Annotated in this window: 14 protein-coding genes; 4 read left to right on the top strand and 10 right to left on the bottom strand. The window is 60.8% G+C overall.

Translation table 11 applies throughout. From position 1 onward, the window contains the following. Positions 1 to 12: 12 nt before the first annotated feature. The 9 genes from JN756_RS13650 to pvdP form a co-directional block, all read right to left on the bottom strand. Positions 13 to 3,363, bottom strand: a complete 3,351-nt coding sequence (locus tag JN756_RS13650; RefSeq protein WP_502941142.1) for a type VI secretion system Vgr family protein — start codon at positions 3,361 to 3,363, stop codon at positions 13 to 15. A gap of 2 nt (positions 3,364 to 3,365) precedes the next feature. After that, on the bottom strand, positions 3,366 to 6,020 hold the full coding sequence (gene tssH, locus JN756_RS13645) for a type VI secretion system ATPase TssH (protein WP_128192661.1): 2,655 nt from the start codon (positions 6,018 to 6,020) through the stop codon (positions 3,366 to 3,368). Between the two features lie 155 nt (positions 6,021 to 6,175). Continuing rightward, positions 6,176 to 6,667 (bottom strand): Hcp family type VI secretion system effector, encoded by a 492-nt coding sequence (locus JN756_RS13640; RefSeq protein ID WP_046383733.1) that lies wholly within the window; start codon positions 6,665 to 6,667, stop codon positions 6,176 to 6,178. A gap of 24 nt (positions 6,668 to 6,691) precedes the next feature. Continuing rightward, a complete protein-coding gene (locus tag JN756_RS13635; protein WP_201022173.1) occupies positions 6,692 to 8,410 on the bottom strand; it encodes an OmpA family protein in 1,719 nt (572 codons plus the stop codon). Between the two features lie 6 nt (positions 8,411 to 8,416). Next, the gene (gene tssL, locus JN756_RS13630; protein WP_169882172.1) at positions 8,417 to 9,100 is read right to left on the bottom strand and encodes a type VI secretion system protein TssL, short form; all 684 of its coding nucleotides are present in this window, start codon (positions 9,098 to 9,100) and stop codon (positions 8,417 to 8,419) included. Next, entirely contained in the window at positions 9,097 to 10,452 is a 1,356-nt protein-coding gene (tssK, locus tag JN756_RS13625; RefSeq protein ID WP_057004772.1) for a type VI secretion system baseplate subunit TssK, read from the bottom strand. Before tssK ends, tssL begins: the two co-directional genes overlap by 4 nt. Before the next feature lie 23 nt (positions 10,453 to 10,475). Continuing rightward, on the bottom strand, positions 10,476 to 12,014 hold the full coding sequence (gene tssC / locus JN756_RS13620) for a type VI secretion system contractile sheath large subunit (RefSeq protein ID WP_201022172.1): 1,539 nt from the start codon (positions 12,012 to 12,014) through the stop codon (positions 10,476 to 10,478). Between the two features lie 33 nt (positions 12,015 to 12,047). Next, positions 12,048 to 12,551, bottom strand: a complete 504-nt coding sequence (gene tssB / locus JN756_RS13615) for a type VI secretion system contractile sheath small subunit (RefSeq protein ID WP_046383738.1) — start codon at positions 12,549 to 12,551, stop codon at positions 12,048 to 12,050. A 474-nt stretch (positions 12,552 to 13,025) separates the two neighbouring features. Beyond that, positions 13,026 to 14,654 (bottom strand): pyoverdine maturation tyrosinase PvdP, encoded by a 1,629-nt coding sequence (pvdP, locus tag JN756_RS13610; RefSeq protein ID WP_128192656.1) that lies wholly within the window; start codon positions 14,652 to 14,654, stop codon positions 13,026 to 13,028. Between the two features lie 142 nt (positions 14,655 to 14,796). On the opposite strand from pvdP, the gene pvdM reads away from it, so the two are divergent. Continuing rightward, a complete protein-coding gene (gene pvdM, locus JN756_RS13605; protein WP_201022171.1) occupies positions 14,797 to 16,161 on the top strand; it encodes a pyoverdine-tailoring dipeptidase-like protein PvdM in 1,365 nt (454 codons plus the stop codon). A 76-nt stretch (positions 16,162 to 16,237) separates the two neighbouring features. Then, positions 16,238 to 17,104, top strand: a complete 867-nt coding sequence (gene pvdO, locus JN756_RS13600) for a dihydropyoverdine dehydrogenase (RefSeq protein ID WP_177029924.1) — start codon at positions 16,238 to 16,240, stop codon at positions 17,102 to 17,104. A gap of 289 nt (positions 17,105 to 17,393) precedes the next feature. Here pvdO and JN756_RS13595 read toward each other — a convergent pair whose 3' ends face one another. Continuing rightward, positions 17,394 to 18,221 (bottom strand): formyl transferase, encoded by an 828-nt coding sequence (locus tag JN756_RS13595; protein WP_169882171.1) that lies wholly within the window; start codon positions 18,219 to 18,221, stop codon positions 17,394 to 17,396. 199 nt (positions 18,222 to 18,420) lie between these two features. On the opposite strand from JN756_RS13595, the gene JN756_RS13590 reads away from it, so the two are divergent. Both JN756_RS13590 and JN756_RS13585 read left to right on the top strand, forming a co-directional pair. Continuing rightward, positions 18,421 to 20,073, top strand: coding sequence for a cyclic peptide export ABC transporter (locus JN756_RS13590; RefSeq protein ID WP_193040131.1), 1,653 nt, complete (start codon positions 18,421 to 18,423; stop codon positions 20,071 to 20,073). 109 nt (positions 20,074 to 20,182) lie between these two features. Further along, positions 20,183 to 22,615, top strand: a complete 2,433-nt coding sequence (locus JN756_RS13585) for a TonB-dependent siderophore receptor (protein WP_193791661.1) — start codon at positions 20,183 to 20,185, stop codon at positions 22,613 to 22,615. Positions 22,616 to 22,648: the final 33 nt, after the last annotated feature.

Raw genomic sequence — 22,648 nt, 5'->3', positions numbered from 1 at the left:
CGACCCTCCTTTTCAACTTGGAAGATGTTTTTTGTCGGCTGGTTTTTTAAGAAACGACTCGAGTGTCGACGCAAGAAGCGCTGGACTTTTGGTGAAGTTGCGCTCATTCCACACACCGTGCGGATTACCCACCACACAAATCAAATAGTAATCCGAGATGATTTCACCTTGCTGCTCCATGTTGTAGTCCGACAAGACGCTCTGTTCTGTCAGAGCATAGCGATAAGCAGGTGCGCCACGACTTGTAACCACCAACCCCATTCGCTTTACCGGATAACCCAACTGGTACTGCCATACATGGGTCATCTCATGTATAAATAGCGCTTTATCTCGATCATCATCAGTAGCGGAAAAATCATTCCTATAGTACCCAGTACTTGAAGGGTAATACATATTACCGTTAGGAGTTGCAGCCGTATTCTGCCGCCCCACGAACCCCCACCACCCAGCGTGATGCACCTCAACTTTTGTGTAATCAATAGCATCCTTAAAGATTGTTCCTGCCATGGCAATTTCCCCAAGCGTCAAAGAGCGCTTCTTGCCTCTAGGTAGAGAAACCTCCTTTATCGAGCTACCTATTGCTACCTCGTTAGTTGATACATCACTTGACGTAAGATCAATGACCATTGGGGTTTTAATGCTTTGCGCAGCGCAGCAGAAAGCCCCGAAATCCTCCGTAAGAAAAAGTTCTATTTGCGTGATCCGTGTCGGCTCCTGAGTTTCGAAGCGCTGGGTAAAACCCTGCGCACCTGTCACTCCCTCAAATACATGTCCGTCTGCCAGAGTGACCGAATATTTAAAGTTACTTACAAGCTCGCCATCAGGCCCGATCAAGCGAAGCTGTTCGTCATAGCGTGTTACTGATTCTGGTAATTCAATTTTCAGGTCTCCGGGCAATAAGGTATGAACGCTCATCGTCTGCCCATGCTTATCGGTCACTCCATTGAATACCTCACCTTGTTGGGTGGTTATCCGGTAGCGACTAAATGGCAGTGGTGTCTCCGTGTCGTCTTTCAAGGTATAGCCGCCGGAGTAACCCGCCGGCAACAGTGACGCCGGTGTATTGAGGCTGGCGCTGCCAAACTTTTGCACATGGTTAGCTTTTAGATAAATATTGCCTGGCGCCCCTAGCTCTATATCACCGCCCTTTAAACGGATATAGGCACCGCCACAGTTGAGCACCAGTTCTTGCGGGGCGTTGATTTCTATACGACCTTCCAGGCTTTCGATCTTAACGTCGGTCTTTGCCAAAGCATGGAGGTAACTGCCTTGAGCGTGCAGTTCAACTTTGCCTTGGGCCGCCTTGAATTGCAGGTCAGCACTTTGCGCAAGCACGCTGACGCCACCCTCGGCGGCTGCGGTGATATCGTGTCCGGCGCTGATGTCGGCGTTGTGCGCGGCGATGATACCCACGCTCTCTCCTCCGGAAGACAGACACACGGCTTTAGGACTCATTACGCCGATACCCGCCGGGGCATGCAGCAGTAATCCCGATTGCGCCAACCCTATGAGTGACTGAACCAAATCCAGTTGGCTCTCAATATCGCTAGGCTGCACTCCAGCACTACGAGCTGCCTGCGCCAGAGAGCGCGCCAGCGATAGCGCACTTTTCAGTTGCTCAATGGCAGCCACCATGTCGAGTTGTTCACCCCGAGCTTGGCCTTGGTCATCCGCACTGATAAACAAACCTTTCCCCCCACGAATCGCGCCCCAACTATCCGTGCGCAACTCAAACCCTTCCCCACGCTTTTGTTTCGCGGCATCCACCAAATGCCCCAGGTTCAGTTGGCTCTTACCTCCATACTCAGTACTGACCTTGATATGCTCCCGCCCCCGCGTGTCATCCATCCGCAGCTTGTTGTTCGCCGGGGTACGCAGCACGTTGCGTTTGTAGTTACGCAAGGTCACATGATCGACATGCTGGCTATCGTGCAACGCGTGCGCGATGTAGGGCCGGTCCGGGTCGCCCTGCTCGAACGCAATCGCCACTTCGGTCCCTGCAATCAAGGGCAGATGCAGGCCGTGGGTATCTCCGGCGTAGGGGCGGGCCAGGCGTAGCCATAGGCTTTCTTCGCCGGGTTTCCAGGTGTCGCGGTCGAACAGGAAGTTGACCTTGTAGCGCCCTTCGAGGTCGATGTGGCCGTAGGGGTCGTTGGCCTGTGGGCTGGTGACGCGGGCCGGGACGGTGCCGGCGATTTGGGGTTTGGGCTGCAGTGCGGGGCGAAAGCACACGGTGTCTGAATAGGGTATGGCCTGGAAGGTCGCGACCAAGCTGCTATCGCGGGCGGCGGTGGTGGTCAGGCCGGTGATCACCGCGCCCGGTGTGAAGGCTTCGGGCGCGCCGCCGGTGATGTGCAGCACCTGCCCCGGCGCTAACGTGGCGCTGCTGGTGATGCCGCTGAGTTGGGTCTGGGCGTTGAGGTAACGCTCGTGGCGCAGGCGTGCGTAGAAGTAGCCGCTTTCACTGAGCAGGTCTTCGTCCTGATCCAGCCGGTCGCCGAGGGTCGTGTAGGGCTCGGCGTAGTGGTAGGCCTCGCCGTAGGTGCCACTGGCGCCGCGGCTCTGGTCGATCTCGCCGCTCAGGTGGGCGCCGGCGTCGCGGGGGTGGTAGGCGCGGATATGCACCTGTTGTTCGACCACCTGGTGGTTCGATTGCAGGTGCCACACCGCGTCCTGCCCGCTGCTGCCCAACCCGGATTGCGGGCGATACGGCAGCGCGATGTCGAACTGGTAGAGGCGCTGATCGTCGCAGAACTCGACCACATCGATACCCAGGCGTTCGTCGCTGGTGAAGCGGTACCAGATGCCGACGTCGGCGAGCAGACGGTCGATGAAGGCCAGGTCGCTCTCGCCGTATTGCATGACCTGCTCGCGCCTGGGGTAGTCGCGTTTCAGGCTGAACAGAAAGTCCTGGCCTTCAAAGTCGTGGCGGCTGCGCAGGATGCTTTCGACGATCTGCGGCACGGATTGATGCTGGTAGATGCGAAATTGTCTGCCTTGGCCGAGCAGGGCCAGGCGCGGCTGCAGAGTGATTTCATAACGGGCCTGGTCGTTCGAGCCGGACTGACGCTTGAAGCCGGTGACCACACCGTGCAAGGTGCGCAGCGGTTTGACCGCGGGCGCGCTGAAGCCTGAGGCCGGTGGTTTTTGCGGGGCGGCGTGCAGGCTGAAACGGGCGTCCTGGCCAAGCAGGGTTTCGGCGGCGAGGTCACGTTCGGTGCTGGTGAATTCCACGCGATAGGTGAAGGGTTGGCTCAGGTGTTCATGGCCTTCAAAGGCCAACACGTCGAGACGGGCTTCGATGTTGCGCACACTCAGGGTGTGCCGGCTGTGGTCGAAGAAAGCCTGCAATCCGCTCAGCACGTTCACACCTCCAGGGCGACGGCCTGCGCCGTGTCTTGAACATCGCTGAAATGCAGACTGATCCCTTCATCCTCGCTATAGCCCAAGCTCACGCCGTGGGTGCGCAGTTGCGCCGCTCGACGCGCCAACAGGTGTTGACTGAGGACCGGCAGGATCTGCTCGTTAAGCAAGCTGTCGATGTTGCGTGCACCTGAATCCGGTAGCAGGCAGGCAGCAACCAAGGCGTCGTTCAGGGTGTCGTCAATCCGGCAATCCAGGCCGTAATGACGCTGCAGGCGCTTGGCGACCTGGGCCAGCTTGATCGCAACAATGCATTTGAGTGCGTCGGCTCGCAGCGGGCGATAGATCAGGGTTTGAAAGCGCGCCAGCAACGCTGGCTGAAAGTGTTCGCGCAGGATCGGACGCAGTCGTTCATGCAGCACGCTGTCCGGTATCTCCGGGTGTTCCTGCACGCTGGTGTGCAGTAGATCGCTGCCGAGGTTGGAGGTCATCAGAATGACCGTGTTACGGAAGTCGATCTCGCGCCCTTCGCCATCGCGCATAAACCCACGATCGAAGACTTGGTAGAACAGGTTAAGCACATCGCGATGCGCCTTTTCCACCTCGTCGAGCAACACAACGCTGTAGGGCCGCTGGCGCACGGCTTCGGTCAATACACCGCCCCGGCCGTAGCCGACGTAGCCGGGTGGCGAGCCTTTGAGTTGACTGACTGTGTGGGCTTCCTGGTACTCGGAAAAGTTGAGGGTGATCAGTGATTTTTCGCCACCGAACAGGCTGTCGGCCAAGGCCAGCGCCGTTTCGGTCTTGCCTACGCCGCTGGTGCCGACCAGCAGGAACACGCCCAACGGCGCCTTCTCATCGGTGAGCCCGGTTTTGGCCGCACGCAGGCGCTGAGCCAAGGCACTCAAGGCCGGAGCCTGGCCGATCACGCGCGCTTGCAATTGCTGTTCGAGCAGCAGCAGATTGGCCTGCTCGTCCTTGAGTAAGCTGCCCAGCGGCACGCCGGTCCAGTCGGCGATGACTTGCGCCACGCTACGTGCGTCGACGTCCAAAGACAGCAGTGGCTGGCTGCCTTGAATGTCACTCAACTGCCGTTGCAACTGTGCACAGGTATCCCGCTGCGGTGGCTGCGCCTGGCGCGCAGCAATCAGTTGTTGGGCCAGATCGAGTTCTTGGCGGTATTGCTGTTCCAGATCGGCGTGCTGACGTTGCAGATCGGCGTGTTGCGCGGCAATCGTCGCCAGACGCTCATCCACGCTGTGGCCGCCAAGCCGCTGATCCTGCTCCAGCGCTTGGCCCTCCAGTTCCAGGGCCACTTGCAGGGCACTCAGACGGCGCAACGCCTGCGGTTCGCAGTCCAGGCTCATGCACACCCGGGCGCTGGCGGTGTCCAGCAGGTCGACGGCTTTGTCCGGCAACTGGCGCCCCGTCAGGTAGCGCCTCGACAGGCTGACCGCCGCCTGCACTGCCGCATCCTGGATATGCACACCGTGATGGCTGGCGTAGCGCGCCTTGAGCCCGCGTAACATCAGGCAAGCGTTCGCGTCGTCCGGTTCCTCGACCTTGACCATTTGAAAGCGTCTTTCCAAAGCGGCATCACGCTCGAAATACTGCTTGTATTCACTCCAGGTGGTCGCGGCGATGGTGCGCAACTCGCCACGGGCCAGAGCGGGCTTGAGCAGGTTGGCCGCATCGGCGCCGCCGGCCTGGTTGCCGGCCCCGACCAGGGTATGGGCCTCATCGATAAACAACAGCACCGGTTGTTCGCACTGCTGTACGGCGTCGATCACGTTTTTCAGGCGTTGTTCGAACTCGCCCTTGACGCCAGCGCCGGCTTGCAACAATCCCAGGTCAAGGGTACGCACACTGACTGTTTTGAGACTGTCCGGCACCTTGCCTTGGGCAATGCTCAACGCCAGGCCTTCGACCAGCGCCGTTTTGCCGACACCAGGCTCGCCCACCAGGATCGGATTGTTTTTGCGCCGACGGCTGAGGATGTCAATGACCTGACGGATTTCATCATCGCGGCCGAACACCGGGTCGATCTTCCCTTGCGCGGCCTTGGCGGTCAGGTCCTGGGTGAACCTGTCCAGCAGCGCCGCTAACGCATCGTCTTTCGACACGCTGGGCGGGAGTATGGCGAGTTCACTTGAAGGCACCGCGATCACTGACGTCTGCACCGCGCGGCGCTCTTCGGAGGTTTGGTCCAGCAGCACCTGCAGCCGCTGCAACTGCGCCTCACTGAGACTGAGCAAAGGCCATACGGCTTCGCACGCCAGCAGGTTGGGCGTCTCCATCAACGCGCTCAGCAGATGTACGGAACGCAGGCTGTCGTTGTGCTCGTCCAATGAGGCACGCAACCAGGCATTTTTGATCAGTTGCTGCAATGGCGCCGACAGCTGCGGCTTGCTCTGCACGCTACGCGGCAGACGATCGATGTGCTCCAGCAAGCCATACCACAACGTCTCCATATTCCACTCATAGCGACGTGCGATCACGGTCAGGTCGCCTTCACCTTGCCCCAGCAACTTGAGTAGCCAGTGTTCGACGGTGATCTGCGCGTGGGCACGGCTTTGGCACAGCGTGGCCGCTGCACTCAACGCCTGGGCGCAGTAAGGGTTGAGACGACGAAGCAAGCGCGTGGAATTCTGGGCCATACGGCTACATCCTTGTTCGGTGATGGTGGTACGCGATCGTTAACGCCAGTCGCGGGCCGGAAACTCGATGTGTTTGGCTGAACGCCCGCGAACGGACGCTCAACCCAGCACACCGGGAGCCAGCAGGCAAAGACCCACCTGCTGCTCCGGGCGTATCAAGCGCTTTGGCGTTCATTCCACGAATCGGAGTGGATGATGTTGCCGTCCTTGTAGGTCCAGGTGACCTTCTCGTAACGCAACTCCACCTGCTCGAGGTGGTTGTGCTTCTCTTTGCTGGGGTCTTTGACGTCGTGCATTTTCGGCGCGACTTTCACGACCTTGACCTCTTCGAGTTTGGTGATGAAGTACTCGACCTCCTGCCCCGCATCATCGATGCGGTACCACTTGAACTCGGCACTCTTGAGGGTTTGCCCGGTGGTGACCGCCTTGTAGAGATAGGGGCTGGAGGCATCGATTTCCTTGGAAAACAGAAACGGGGTATGAACCCGCGTACCGGTCAATTTCCCGGTGTTGTTGTCGGTGGGGATGTACAGACTGTGATCCTGGGCAACCACCTCGATGCTGCCCTCGCGTTGTTGCACGTTCACCGAACCCTTGATAGTTGCGCCGCCGTCGTCTTGCAGCCAGAGGTAAACGGGAATTGCCATGTGAAGCTCCTTTTTCTCGTAGATTTAAATGTCGCGGAATGCGACCGGGGGTTGCCTGTCCGGACTTGCAACGGGAAGCGCGCAGGCCCCCGCCTCAGGTACCAGACGGATATCAACGCGGCGGTTGGCTGCACGCCCCGCCTCGGTGTCGTTACCGGCAATCGGCTGGCTGGCGCCGAAACCCTGCACGGCAAAGCAGCTGTCGGGAATGCCGCCCATGCGTTGCATCCAGTCATGCACGGCAGCGGCGCGGGCGCGGGACAGTCGAAGGTTGTTCTCGGGGTCGCCAGTGGCATCGGTATGCCCCGAGATCACGATCAGCCAGCCGGGCTGGGCCTTGATATCGACCAGCGCATTGATCAGGATCTTGGCTGAATCCGCCTTAAGCTGGGCACTGCCGCTGGCGAACAGCGACAGGCTGTCCAACCGCACCGGGCTGGCAGCCCGCGCAGGCGATGCGGCCGGTGGCGGCTCAACGTGAGCAGCCAGTACCGCCAGCAGCGCAGCGCGCAGGCGTTCGCCGCGATACAGGCCCAGGCCGAATGCCGGGGGCGCACCGTGCCGGTAGTACGCGTCCAGACGCTGGGCGTCCTGGCGCAGCACGCCCACGGCACTTTCACGCCAAAGAAACTCGCGCTGATTACGCTGGGTCGGTTGCGGGATCGCCGAATAACGTCGCAGGTCATCACTGACTTGGCGCAGCAACAGGGCGTTCTGCCACGCCGAACTGGCAAGTGCGACAACACCGGCGACAGCGAACAACCACAGCGCAACAACGCTCGCGCGTTGCACCGGGGAACGCAGCGGGCCGAGCGGCAGCAGGTTGAGCAAAGGGTCCGGGAACGGCAACACAGCATCGGCCACAACCGCCCTGTGATCCGCCAGCGCCACTTTGCTGCGTAACCATTGCTGCCACAGGTTCCCCTTCACGGCATGCGCCAATGCCGGCCCCCACGTAACTGCGCAGATCGCCACCAGGCCAGAAGCGCTACGCATGACAAGGTGCGGCAGTACCGCTTCGTGAAGCCAGGCCACAGCGCTGTTCAGTTGAATGCTGGCGTGCATCCGAGCGGCCTGCCTGAGCGAGTCAGCGGGTTGCTGTTGCCAGTCATCCAGGCTGACGCAAGCACCCGCATCACACACACGGACCTCGGCCTGCCCGCTGCCCCAACAGAACCAGGGTGCCTCGTCCTGCAGGGTTTGCAGGTAGCTCACCAGCAACAGCGGCAGCGCAACCCCGCGTTTGCGGGCCAAGGCCAGTTGATGACTGAAGGCGCGCATCTGACCGGCGAGTACCGCCCCATCACTGTGCGCGCCGGGGCTGACGCTGAACATCACGCCCAGTTGCCCGGCCCAGCCAGGACGCAAGGCCAGAAGGTGATCGGTGATAGCCGGCAGTTGCTCAAGGCTCGGTACGCGCACGTAGCACCCTTGCTCGGTCACCCGCAGGGCCAACTGCCCGGCGGCAACCCCGCCGAACAGCCCATCCAGGCCATCACCGCAGACCAGCACCACCGGCTGACGAAACCCCGCAGCGGGCAGCACCACGCCCTCGGCCAACCTCACCGACCCACGCTGCCGCTCGGCGCGCAGGCGCAGCGATACCCAGGCCCATGTCACACAGCACACCGCGATCAGCACGCCGAGCACACGCGCCCACATCGCCAGCGGAATGATGAGCAGCAACGCGAGGACGAGGACACCGGCCCACAGGTAAAGGATGCGATGCAGATTGAAGGTCATCCGCACTTACCCCTGATCAGGCAAGAGCGAGGCAATCGCATCGCTCAGCAGATGATCCAATCCCCACCACGTCGCAACCAGCAACAGGGCCACTGTCAGCAGATGAATCAAGGGCGAGCGCAGCCAGCCAAAACCCGCGCTGAGTTCGCCACCGACCACCTGCGTCGGCATGTGTTGGCTGACCTTGAACGGCGCCACCTGTGCGTTGAGAGCAGCCAATAGTTGCTCGCGTCCGGGGTCGCTCAAATCACGATAGCGCCCGCGAAAACCCAACATCAATACGCGCTGAAATACCGTCAACACATGCCGGTCCGGCGCGGGTTCGCTCAACACGTCACGCATGGCCTCGTACAGAAACTCACCGGCCTGATGACGATTGAAGAACTTGGCCTGCAACGGTTCGCTGGCCCAGGCGGCGCGGGCATCTGCGTCGGCGCAGGTCAGCACCGTTTCGTCGAGTAGCGCGCATTGAGCATGACTGATGTGGTCGATGTTGCGCTGACTCAGGCTCGCCCGTTCAAGGTGCTGCCGAGCTTGCTCAACCTGTTCGATACAAAGCTGGCCCAACTCCCGGCCAGGTTGCACCGAGGCGCCCTGGCGCAACTCGACCACCAATAGGTAGGTGTCCTGTAACAGCGCGTCGATATCCACCGCTGCTGCGGCTTGCTCGTTGGAAGGCGTCGGTTTCATGAGCGCAGCACCGCAAACAGTTCCAGCTTGACGTCGACCAAGCTGCTGGGAACGTAGAAAGCACAGACCCCTTCGTCCAGCACCGCCTGCCCCTTGGAATGCCCGAGGTCCAGGGCGAAGTACTGATTTTCCAGGCGCAATGGAATCGCCGCCGGCACATGGCTGAGGGACTGCAACGGCACCCCGTCGAGCGCCGCGTTGATCAGATAATCGACCTCATCCGGCGTACCGATCTTGCACAGGCGCGGGAACTGGTCCTGCACCTGCGCCGCCGGTAGCCGACTGCGCACCGACAGATAGAAATCGGCCCCCTCACGCTCGCGCAAGCGCGGGTCATTCAGCGTGACTTGCCAACGATTGGCCCCCTGCACCTCCAGGCTCAAAGCAATGACCCGCGACGGCAGACTGGCCTCCAACAACAGCGACAGGGTGTGCATCAGCGGCGGGAATACCGCCTCCAACGAGGTGTGCCGATAAGCGGGGATTTTGTCTACGTCGTGTTCCAGCGAAAACGTGAGCAGGCCACCGGCGAGCTTGATCAGTTGCTGGTAGACCTGCTCGGGGTGGCGCGCGGGAAACTCCCGAAGATCGGCCAATACCGGCTGGTAGGTATTCAAGGCATTGAGCAGCCAGAACAGCGACACGTCGGCGACGGCAAAGTCGGCCATGCGCTGATTGCTTTCCCGCCGCATGCCCATGAGCCGTTGCCGCTTGGCGGACAATTGCGTCAACAGGTTGTCCAGCTGGTTCAGCAACCCCGGGTGCGCGGCGAAGCTCAGCAACGGCGGCACATAGCCCGGGTCGAGGCTCCAGGCGCCCTGCCCGTCGCGCACCAGGCGCGCGAGCGGACACGTCATGTAGTCCGCATTATCGTCGCGCTGCAGGCGCAGGCTCAGTGCATGCTCCAGCACGCCTATCGACTGCACCTCATCGGCATACATATCCTGTACGTCGCGCCAAGACTGGCGATAGCGTGTGGGCCGATCGGCCCTGCCACCGTCGAACAGGCAGTTGTCGCCATTCGCCTGTTCCAGGGGCAAGGCCAAGTGCAATAACGCGTCCTGATCTTCGTCGGCCAGCAACTGCGCCAGCTCCAAGGCCGGAGGCAGGCGGTCGACCTGCTCGGTGTCGATCCAGGTGCCATCGGGCATGCGGACCCGCAACTGAGTCGCCTTGAGCTTACCCAGCCGTAATGCATCCAGGTCGAACCCTACCGCCTGGACACCCCAGGGGTGCGCCAGGGCCAGGTGCGCGAGTTGTTCGTTGGTCCAAGCCTCCCAGCGCGCCTGTTGCTGGAATTGTTGCGGCGACAGCAACGCCCCGGCGGCCCACAGAGGGCGATCGATATTCATGGCATCGTTTCCCTACGACTGAATCAGGCTTTGGCCTTGGGCATCTGCGAAACCAGTGACAAGTTCACGTCCATACCCTCGACCTGGAAGTGCGGCACGGCATACAACTTGACGCGGAAGAAACCGGGGTTGTCCTCGATGTCTTCCACCGTGACCTTCGCCTCCCGCAGCGGGTGTGAGGCCTGCAAGTCATCGCCCGGATCAGTCATCTCGGTGACCAGCCCGCCGATCCACTTGTTCAACTCCAGCTCCAGCAAACGCCGGTCCTTGGTGGTGCCAATGTTTTCGCGCTGGATCAGCTTCAGATAGTGAGCAATGCGTGACAGCAGAAAAATGTAAGGCAGACGTGCGTTGATTCGACTGTTCGCGGTGGCGTCGGCCGTGTCGTACAGCGCCGGCTTTTGCGCGGAGTTGGCCGAGAAGAAACACGCATAGTCGCGGTTCTTGTAGTACGAGAGCGGAATGAAACCGAGGTTGGCGAACTCGAACTCACGGGTTTCCGGAATCATCACTTCGGAAGGAATCTTGACCTGATTGCCGGTGCCCAAGTCATACAAATGGATAGGCAGTTCAGTGACCGCACCACCCGACTGCGGCCCACGTATCTGCACGCACCAACCGTTGCTGATGAAGCTTTTGACCATGTTCGCGGCAAAGGCAAACGATGCGTTGGTCCACAGGTACTTGTGGTGATCCGGCCCTTTGACATTCTCGACGTAATTGAAGCTGCGCACAGGAACGGTGTCGGGCCCGTAGGGCAAGCGCCCCAGGACCCGCGGCATGGTCAGGCCGATGTAACGCGCGTCGTCACTGTCACGGAATGACTTCCACTTGATGTATTCGGCACGATCAAAATAGTTGCCGATGTCCTTGATCGCGGCCACCTCCTCCATGGTTTCCTTGCCGAAGAACGCTGGGCCTACAGCCCCCACAAACGGCATGTGGGCGGCGGCGGCGACTTTGGAAATATTGCGCAGCAGCGCGATGTCCTGAGGCCTGCGATCGAATTCGTAGTTTGAAATAGCCGCCGCAATCGGCTCGCCCCCCGGGGTGTCGTACTCCTGCGTGTAGGTATGCAGGTACAAGCCGCTCTGGGCAATTTCAGGCGCGTCCTCGAAGTCTTGCACCAGGTGGTTCTTGCTGACATCCAATAGTTCTATGCGAACGTTCTGACGGAAATCCGTCTGATCAATCAGCGATTTCACACCGCGCCAGGTTGACTCGACGCGCTGGAAGTCCGGATGGTGCATGACCGCATCGAGTTGACGGCCAATCTGCCGGTCCAACGAAGCAATATGCTCATCCAACAGGACTTTATCCAAACGCTCGATTTTTTGCGGCGATTGCTTAAGCAACTTTAAAAACACACTGACCGCTGCCGTCACCCGCTCATCGGCGGACACCTCGGACAGCGCATCCGAGTTCTGGAAGATATCAATACCGACCAATTCAGCAACAGGACTTAAATTGATCTTGTTAAACAGCGCAGCATAAACACCCGCAGACTCTTCAGACAACACTGTAGCGCCGCGCACTTGCACGTTGGAATGTTCTAAGGACATGATTTAACTTCCCTTTTAAATTACCGCTATGAATTAACGCTCTTCTTCAGGCGCCAAGGCAGCCAACTCAGCGCGCAGTTCGTCACTGAGCGCGTCATCCTTGAGGATGCGCTCCAACTCATGGCGGAAGGTCACGTTGTCCAGCAGATTCGATTTGAGATCACGCAACAGGTTGCGCATCGCCAATAACGCACGCAGTTGTGGAATCTGCCGTGCGACCTGCTCAGGCTCGAAGTCCTTCATGCACCGGAAACTCAGTTCGACAGCGGTGTCGGACGCATCGTCGTCCAAGGTGTTGTCGACAGCCAGCTTCAGACCCGGCGAGAACTCGCCCAGGACGCTGTCAAAGTTGTTCTTATTGATATCAACCTTGCCGCGCTCGGAGAGCGGACGCTGTTCTTTACCGTTACTGTAGTCACCCAGCACCATCAGTTTCAAAGGTAACTCAACCTTTTTCTGCGCACCACCGGTATGCAGGTCGAGCTTGATATTAACCCTGGCCTTGGGCACTTCATTTTGAAAGCTGCTTAGCGTCATCGTTTCATTCCGTGAGTTATCCAACAGCATTGATCTGCGGTCAGATGGAAATTAAAACCGGAATCCAATCAACTTAAATTCCCTTTCCGGAAACCAAAGCGCTACATGGCACATGGCGTCCGCTTGCTCACTAGAATGAAGTATCACTGCCGGAACTTACCAGCCCCCGGATCACGGACGGGAACTTTCCATTGCGCATCAGGGATATTTCCCACAAAGCACAAAGATTATCTTTCTTGCAAAGATTATTGAAGATTTAAACCACAGACAGGGATCCAGCTGTCGGATATTTCTTAACTGCGCCGGCGCCCAATAAAAGATCAGTAGAAATATACAAACCCATATAAATTTCTTTCAATATCCTCCATTGTTTATAGTACTAAAACCTATAAAAAACACCCACGTGCCGACCAGAAGATAAACCATCTCCGTCTCAGCTTTACATCATAAACATTGAACTCCAGCAAAAAACGCCTACACCTCGCGCGCCTTGACCTTCAAATGCCGCGCATACCATGGCCGCTTCGGCACCCGTTTGAACAAACCCTGCAGCGCTTCGTCTTGCGCAGCAAACGTAATTCGCAGGGCGAGCTTCATGATCTCTGGGTCCATCTCCATCGAACGCCCCCTCTGCAAGCCTGGCGTGGTGCTGCAGCCATGGGTATCCGGGCCCAGCCACGGGTCGCCGACTTCAACCCACCGCCCCGGCGCGAACCAAGCCACGCCGTTGACCTCCAGGCGGCTGACCTGGCCGGGATGGAAGCGCTCATGGGCGCGGAACCAGTCTTCGATGCGGTCGTCGATCCAGCCATGGAAGTGCCAGAACACCGGGTTGACGTGGGAGGAAAACGGATCGCCAAGAAAGTCGTTTTCGGGTGCATACCAACGCGCGGCAAAGTCTGCCGGGTCGCGGGCGAAGGGCACGGGGGCGCCGTTGGAGGGGTCGCGGGGCACCGAGGCCCAGCGCATGTGCAGCCAGTCGTGCAGGCCCAGTTCCATTTCGGAGCCGAGCTGGCCCAGGGTCAATTTGGCCAGGTATCGCGGGTCGCGGTATTGGGATTCCCAGACCTGGAAGTTGCTGTGGTAGGTCTCGGCGGCTTTGATATCGCTGACCCATTGGGTGTAGTCGCCGTCGTCCGGCGCCAGCCAAGTGGGTGGCAGGGCAAAGCCGTCATGGTTGTCGAAGTAGCGCAGGAAGCCCAGGCGATCACGTTCCAGGGCCGGTTGCGGTTCGGGGAAGGCGGACCACGACGGCAAGTCTTGCATCGCACGTGCGGTGCCGAGCATATGCCGATGCATGAAGAAGAAGTCGATGCCCGAGCCGTTGCGATCCTTGAGCTTGCCCCGCGCGTCGCGCTCCTTGCCCCGTGGGCCGGGCTGCCAGCCGATGCCACGCAACGCGTCGCGTTTTTCCTCGGAGAGCTTGTGCCATTGGTCGCGCGTGGCGTGCCACAGTTGGTGGAACAGGCGGTGCTCGGGGGAAATCAGCCAGGCCAGCAGCGAAGGGTTGAGACCGATGCGTTGGCGGGCTTCGGGAAACGGCTGTTTGTGGGCAACAAAGCGATTCTCCGGCGCGGTCAGCGCCAGGGGGCGGTCGAGGTCGAGGATCCGCCCGCTGAGGGTGCCGCTGCCGGCGTTGCCGAAGACGCCCCAGACTTCATCGACGGTCATGCTGAATTCATAGGCCGGCGCGCCGTCGGCTGCATCACGGTCGATCAGCCGCCAATAGAGCTCGGTGCCCTCGCCCGTGAGCAAGTCACCCAACACGCGATAACGGGGTTCGCCATCGCCGCGCAGGTGCTCGGCCGTGTCGAGATAACCACGCAGGCCACGCCCACGCGGCGCGACATCGAGCAGCAACGCCAGGCCCTGCGCGGGCAAACCCTTGAGGCCGGCATCGCGGCCTTCAAGGCGCAGGTTCCACACCCCGCGCAATGTGTTCGCCAGGTGCTGGCCGGCGGTATCGGCAAGATCCACCGTGGCTTCGCCGGGGGTGATGGGGAATTCTTCACGCGTCCACTCGCGATGGGCATATAAGGCCGCCGGCAAGGCGGCACCAGTCAGCGCCAGGCCTGCGATGAACCCACGTCGAGAGATCGTCATTGTCTACCTTAGGAAACAGCGTTATCAGAGCTAGAACGTTTACTCGCGCGGGAAATTTACCGCGCCGTCGCCGAGGCCTAAATTTCCGCGCTCATCGCTCGTTCTTCCCAGATAGCAAAGGCCTCAACTGACTGAGACGGCAATGACAAAACCACGTTCGAAAAAGGCGCTGTTTATCGGCCTGCCACTGGCATTGGCCATCGGCGCCGGAGCCGGTTTCCTGGCCTGGGATCACTGGTTCCGAGGCAATGCCGGCTACCCGCTGGCGGTGATCAAGCAGGCCAATGACCTGCAGGAGCGCCTGTTGTCGTTCGACAGCCATATCACCGTGCCGCTGGATTTCGGCACCGCCGGTAATGAGGCCGACCACGACGGCAGCGGCCAGTTCGACCTGGCCAAGGCGCGTCGCGGGCGATTGTCCGGGGCGGCGCTGACGGTTTTCGGCTGGCCGGAAATCTGGAACGGCGCCAATGCTCCCCACAGGCCCAGCGACGGCTTTGTCGAGGAAGCCCGCCACGAGCAGGAAGTGCGCTACAAAATCATCTCCGGCATGGTGCGCGACTTCCCCAACGAAGTGGGCATCGCCTACACCCCGGATGACTTCCGGCGCCTGCATGGCGAAGGCAAATTCGCGATCTTTATCAGCATGCTCAACGCCTACCCGCTGGGCAGCGACCTGAACCAGCTGGACCTGTGGACAGCACGCGGCATGCGTATGTTCGGCTTCAGCTATATCGGCAATAACGCCTGGTCCGACTCGTCGCGGCCACTGCCATTTTTCAATGACTCCACCGACGCTCTCGACGGCCTCTCGGACATCGGCCAGCAAGCGGTACACCGCCTCAATGACCTGGGGGTGATCATCGATGTGTCGCAAATGTCGACCAAGGCCCTGGAACAGGTTGCGCAGTTGAGCCGCACGCCACTGGTGGCCTCCCACTCGGCGCCACGCGCGGCGGTGGATATCCCGCGCAACCTCAGCGACAAGGAACTGCAACTGATCAAGCGCAGCGGCGGCGTGGTACAGATCGTGGCCTTCTCCGCCTACCTTCGCCCGCTGAGCCAGCCGACCCAGGACAAGCTCAACAGCCTGCGCGCCCGCTTCGACCTGCCACCCCTGCCCAACCTGGCCGTGGCCCTGATGCCGGGCGACGCAATCATCGCCGCCTGGCCCGAGCACACGTTCGGCGAGTACGCCAGCGCGCTGTACGCCATCCTCGATGACGAACCCAAGGCCACCCTCAAGGACCTGGGCGATGCCATCGACTACACCGTGCGCAAGATCGGCATCGACCATGTCGGCCTGGCGTCGGACTTCAACGACGGCGGCGGTATCGACGGCTGGAACAACGTCGGCGAAATCCGCAACGTCACCGCCGAGCTGATCCAGCGCGGCTACTCCGAAGCCGATATCGCCAAGCTGTGGGGCGGCAACTTTCTGCGGGTGTGGGACCAGGTACAAAAAGCCGCCAAGCCCTTGGCCAACCGCTCATCACCCTCGACGTAAGCCCGTGAGCACAACATGACCGTGCTGAGCCAGCGGTGGCGACGCACGCCCTTTGCCCTTTGAACGAGAGGCCCACATGACGCCATCCGCCCCCCTGACCGCTTTGGCCCTCACCGCCCTGTGCGCAGCGCTGCTGCCCAACCTGGCCGAGGCCGCCACGCCGCAATCCGGCAAAGTATTCAAGGACTGCAAGGACTGCCCGGAAATGGTGGTGCTGCCCGCCGGCACTTTCACCATGGGCACGCCCGACGATGAGGTCGGCCGCGAGCCGGACGAAGGCCCGATGCATGCCGTGACCTTCGCCAAGCCGTTCGCCATGAGCCGCTTCCAGATCACCGCTGGCGAGTGGGACAGCTATATCCGCCAGACCGGGGTCAAGATCGCCGACGGCGACACCCGCCCCGGCCGCGAATGCATCGCCAGCAAGCCGCGCTACCCCCAGAGCCCGCGTCAGCCGGCAGTGTGCATGGACATGGACGACATCAAACACTACGTGGCCTGGCTGTCGAAAAAGACCGGGCAGCCGTACCACATGGTCAGCGAAGCCCAGCGCGAATACGCCGCGCGCGCCGGCTCCAGCGGGCCCTTCCCGTTTCCGTTCGACGAGGGCAAGGGTTACAGCATTGCCGAACATGCCAACACTTACGGTCCGGCGGATGGCTACAGTTTTTCCTCGCCGGCCGGCAGCTACCCGCCGAACGCATTCGGCATGTACGACATGCACGGCAACGTCTACGAGCGCGTGGCCGACTGCGAACACCCCAACTACATCGGCGCACCGACCGACGGCAGCGCCTGGGTGGAACCGAACTGCGAGAGCTACCAGATCCGTGGCAATGACTGGGGCGAAGCGCCAGTGTTCTCGCGCTCGGGCAATCGCAACAACATCTACCCGCAGACACGCGGGGACTGGATCGGCTTTCGGGTAGTGCGCGACCTGTAACAACAAATCCCCTCACTGCACCCACTGCACCCGCAGCACCCACCGCACCTACTGCACCTACTGCACCTACTGCACCCGCTGCACCCACTGCACCTACTGCACCCGCTGCACCCGCAGCACCCACCGCACCTACTGCACCCACTGCACCCGCTGCACCCACTGCACCCACTGCACCCACTGTAGGAGCGAGCTTGCTCGCGAAGCCCCCGAGTACGCCGCGTTTATCCAGGATAAACGCGTTATCGTTGGCGATTTTCGCGGGCAAGCCCGCTCCTACAGGGGGCGTGCGTCAGCCCTGCCGAGCCAACCGTTCCAAACCTTCATGCAACGCCGGAAACAGGCTGTTATTGAAGTTGTTCCAGCGCAATTCGAGGATGGTGTCGTCCGGGGAAATCTCGGTCTTGAGCACGTCGTGGAACACTTCTCCGGAGTCGATGCCGTTGTCCACGTAGTGGAACGACGCACCGGTCAGGTACAGCGGCTCGCACGGCTGCGTCTCCTTGGTCGTCCAATCCACCACCGCCTGGCCACGGGCACCGTACAAGGCGTTCCAGGTGGCGTAGGCGCCCCGGCGCTCGTAGGGCGATTCGATACGGGTAATGCCCGGGTGAATGTTCATGATCCGCCGCGCAAATGGCGCACCCGGGCGCACCAGCTCATCGAGGATCACCAACAGGCCGTCCAGCACCACGATATCGGCCTTCAGCTCCACCAGCGTGTCGTGCAGGCGGCGTTCGAAGTCCTGCTTGCCGGCGATGTGTTGCGCGCTGCCACGCGGCAGGCGGCGGTAGGTGGACGGCACGCTCAGCAGCAAATCGTTGACCAGACACCCCTGCACCCGCAGGTCCGCCGGGTACAGCCACTGGCGGCCCGGCGCATAGGCAAAGCCATAGTCGGCGACCAATTGCCGGTCACGCGGGTTTTGCTCGTCGTCGTCATACACCACGCCCACCAGGTTATAGGCCTCGCCCAGCGACGTATCGTTGAGCGAGCCCACCAGAAACTCCAGCACCGACTTCATGTAGCGCTCGTGGTCCTTATAGGCCACTGGCTGCCCGGCCTTGTCGGCGGCGGCATTTCTCAGGGACCACACATACACCAGGTTCTTTTTCGTCATTGGTTCGCTCTCACTGGATAGATCCGGCACGCGACCCTACGCGTGCGCCTACCCAACAAGAACGAACCAGGCAGCGGGCAATTTATCCGCCACCGCCACCGCCGGGCACGCCGCGCTAAATACTCGCGCCGACGCTTCGTTTGTCATGGGTAAGGGTCTGTGTGCCCAGCCCCCTCCATTCACTTTCCGGGAAGTACCTATGACCGACCCCAAGCGCGGCGCCTTCAGCGGTTTGCTCGCATTGCTCAGGCCCTTTCGCGCCATCGTGAGCGTCTCCGTCGCCCTGGGCATGGCCGGTGGCCTGGCCATCACGCTGCTGCTGGCGACTATCAATAATGCGCTGCACTCCTCCGCGGGGATGACCCAGGGGGTGATTCTGACGTTTGCTGCGCTGTGTGTGCTGGCGCTGGTCAGTTCGATCATTTCCGATATCGGCACCAATTACGTCGGCCAACGGATTATTGCCGCCCTGCGCAAGGACCTCGGCGAAAAGGTGCTGTCGGCGCCGATCGGGCAGATCGAGGGTTATCGCTCCCACCGGCTGATCCCGGTACTGACCCACGACGTCGACACCATCAGCGATTTCTCCTTCGCGTTCACGCCACTGGCCATTGCGGCCACAGTGACCCTGGGTTGCCTGGGCTACCTGGCCTACCTGTCGGTACCGATGTTCCTGATGATGGTGGTCGCCATCGTGATCGGCAGTGCCGTGCAGTTCATCGCCGGCGGCAAAGGCATCCAGGGCTTCGACCTGGCGCGCAGCCACGAGGATGAGCTGCAGCGTTACTACAACGCCATTGCCTCCGGCGCCAAGGAACTGCGCATGCACCGGCCCCGGCGCTTTCGCATGAACACCCAGCGCATTCAGGAAACCGCGGACCGCATCGCCGACATCCAGGTGCGTTCCGTGAACATCTACATCCTTGCCAAGACCTTTGGCTCGATGTTGTTCTTCGTGGTGATCGGCCTGGCCCTGGCGATGCAGGCCTATAACCCCAACCCCGACCCTAGCGTGATCACCGGTTTCGTCCTGGTGCTGCTGTACATGAAAGGCCCGCTGGAACACCTGCTCGGCTACCTGCCGGTGGTGGGCAAGGCGAAGATTGCATTTGGTCGTATCAGTGAACTGTCACAGCGCTTCTCCTCGCCGGAACCGCACCTGCTGATGGATGACAGCGAAGCCCCGCAACCGGTGGTCAACAGCCTGGAATTGCGCGGTGTGCGCTACAGCCCGCCGGCAGTGGCAGGCAGCGAACCGTTCCACCTGGGGCCGATCGACCTGAACATCGCCCAGGGCGATATCGTGTTCATCGTCGGCGAAAACGGCAGCGGCAAGACCACCCTGATCAAGCTGCTGCTGGGGTTGTACCCACCGCAGGCTGGGGAAATCCTGCTCAATGGCAACGCTGTGAGCGACCCCGAACGCGACGACTATCGCCAACTGTTCACCACGGTGTTCGCCGATTACTACCTGTTCGACGACCTGGTCCAGGGCAGCGCCGCCCAGTCACTCGACAGCGCGACAAAATACCTGGAACGCCTGGAGATCGCCCACAAGGTCAGCGTCAAGGACGGCGTGTTCAGCACCACCGATCTGTCCACCGGCCAACGCAAGCGCCTGGCGCTGGTCAACGCCTGGCTGGAAGAACGCCCGGTGCTGGTGTTCGACGAGTGGGCCGCCGACCAGGACCCGGCCTTCCGCCGGATCTTCTATACCGAGCTGCTGCCGGACCTCAAGCGCCTGGGCAAGACCATCATCGTGATCAGTCACGACGACCGCTATTTCGATATCGCCGACCAATTGGTGCGCCTGCGCGCCGGCCAGGTCGTGCGCGAAATGACGCCGGCGTGAATTTTCTTTTCCGGTTTCCCGAGATAGGAACGTCTCACTAGTGGTAATGAGAACCAGACTCAATAAACACCTATAATTGCCCACTTAAAACATAGAAGAGAAAACACCCATGCCAGCACGACTCGGTCTCAGCCCACTGAGCAAAGCGCTATCCATGCGTCGGGCCCTGAACATCAACCTCCTGCCGAACGCCCTGGCCCTGGCCATATCACTGCCGGTGGCCGGCTATGTGCAGGCACAAGAGATCGAGTTGGACATTCCCGCGCAGCCGCTGGGGAGCGCGCTGCAGGCCTTCGGTCATCAGGCCAACATGCAGGTGCTCTACAGCCCGACCGACGTGCAAGGCAAGAACAGCACCGCCGTCAAAGGCAAACTGGACCCGCAACAGGCGATCAATACCCTGCTGTCAGGAACGTCGACCACCCACAGCCTCAATGGCAATTCGCTGACCGTCACCGCCGCCGGTACCTCCGCCGGGCTGGAACTGAGCCCGACCCAGGTGACCGCCAACCAACTGGGCAACGTGACCGAAAACACCGGTTCCTATACCCCAGGCTACATCGCCACCTCGACCCGCCTGGTGCTGACGCCCAAGGAGACGCCGCAGTCGGTGACCGTCATCACCCGCCAGCACATGGACGACTTCGGCCTGAACAACGTTGACGACGTGATGCGCCACACGCCGGGCATCACCGTCTCGGCCTTCGATACCGAGCGCAGCAACTACTACGCCCGTGGTTTCTCCATCAACAACTTCCAGTACGACGGCATTCCGTCCACTGCGCGCAACGTGGCCTACTCGGCGGGTAACACCCTGAGCGACATGGCGATCTATGACCGGGTCGAAGTACTCAAGGGCGCCACCGGCCTGCTCACTGGCGCAGGCTCCCTGGGTGCGACCATCAACCTTGTGCGCAAAAAGCCCACCGCAGAGTTCCAGGGCCACGCCAGCGTGGGCGCCGGCTCCTGGGACAACTACCGCAGCGAGCTGGATGTGAGCGGCCCGCTGACCGAAACCGGGAATGTCCGGGGTCGGGCGGTGGCGGCTTACCAGGACAAGCATTCCTTCATGGACCGCTATGAGCGCCAAAGCCCGGTCTACTACGGCATCATGGAATTCGACCTGTCCCCGGACACCATGCTGACCGTAGGTGGCGACTACCAGGACAGCCTGCCAAAAGGCTCGTCCTGGTCCGGCAGCTTCCCGCTGATCGACGCCCAGGGTAATCGCAACAACGTGAAGCGCTCGTTCAACAACGCCGCCGACTGGAGCAGCTGGGAGCAGTACACCCGCACCCTATTCGCCATAGTCGAGCACGACCTCGGCGATGGCTGGGTCACCAAGCTGCAACTGGACCACAAGATCAACGGCTACCACGCGAAGATGGGCTCGATCCAGGGCAGCACTCCCAACCTGGACGGCACTTCGCAGCTGACATCGGGCAAGTACACCGGCGAAACCGTCAGCGACTCCGCCGACCTATATGTGAGCGGCCCGTTCAGCCTGGGTGGCCGCGAGCATGAGTTGGTCCTCGGCGGCTCCATCAGTTCTTCCGAGTGGAACGGCAATGGCTACTGGAACCTCGCCCCCAACCTGGTGAATTTCCACAACTGGCACGGCAACGCGACCGAACCGGATTGGGGCACACCGCAGTCGAAGATCGACGACACCGTGCGCCAGACCGGCGCGTACATGACCACCCGCCTGAACCTCGCCGACGACCTCAAGCTGCTGCTCGGCGGCCGCGTGGTCGACTACACCGTCACCGGCAACAACCCGACCTACAAGGAAACCGGACGGTTCGTGCCGTATGCCGGTGTGGTCTACGACCTGAACGACACGTACTCGGTCTACGCCAGCTACACCGATATCTTCATGCCGCAGGAAAGCTACAACCGCGACCGCAACAACAAACTGGTCGAGCCGGATGAAGGCCAGAACTGGGAACTGGGCGTCAAGGCAGACTTCCTGGACGGTCGTGTAAACGCCAGCGCCGCCTACTTCGAGATCCACGAAACCAACCGTTCCGTGTCCGACGACGAATACAACAACCGCACGCCGACACCGTCGAACTATGCGTTCAAGGGCACCAAGGCCGTGACCAAGGGTTACGAAGTCGAAATGTCGGGCGAACTGGCACCGGGCTGGCAGCTCCAGGGTGGCTATACCCACAAGGTTGTGCGCGACGACAACGACATCAAGATCTCGACCTTCGAGCCAGAAGATCAGGTCAGCGTCTACACCTCGTACAAGTTCAAGGGCAACCTCGACAAGCTGACCGTCGGCGGCGGCGCTCGCTGGCAGAGTGTTGGCTGGCAGGACATCTACAACAGCCCGAAAGGTGGCTACGAGGAGTTTTCCCAGGAGTCCTACTGGCTGGTGGACCTGATGACCCGCTACCAGTTCACCAAGAACGTGTCGGCAACGTTGAACGTCAACAACATCTTCGATAAGACCTACTACACCAACATCGGCTTCTATAACTCTGCCGCCTACGGCGAGCCACGCAACTTCATGCTCAGCACCCGCTGGGACTTCTAAGGCCTGCTCGTAGCCGCCCTGGCGGCTACTGAG

This window comes from Pseudomonas sp. Y39-6, assembly GCF_023651955.1.
GTDB classification, from domain to species: Bacteria; Pseudomonadota; Gammaproteobacteria; order Pseudomonadales; family Pseudomonadaceae; genus Aquipseudomonas; species Aquipseudomonas veronii.
Note: the sequence above shows the minus strand (reverse complement) of the source record. Positions and strands in the feature narration are given on the sequence as shown.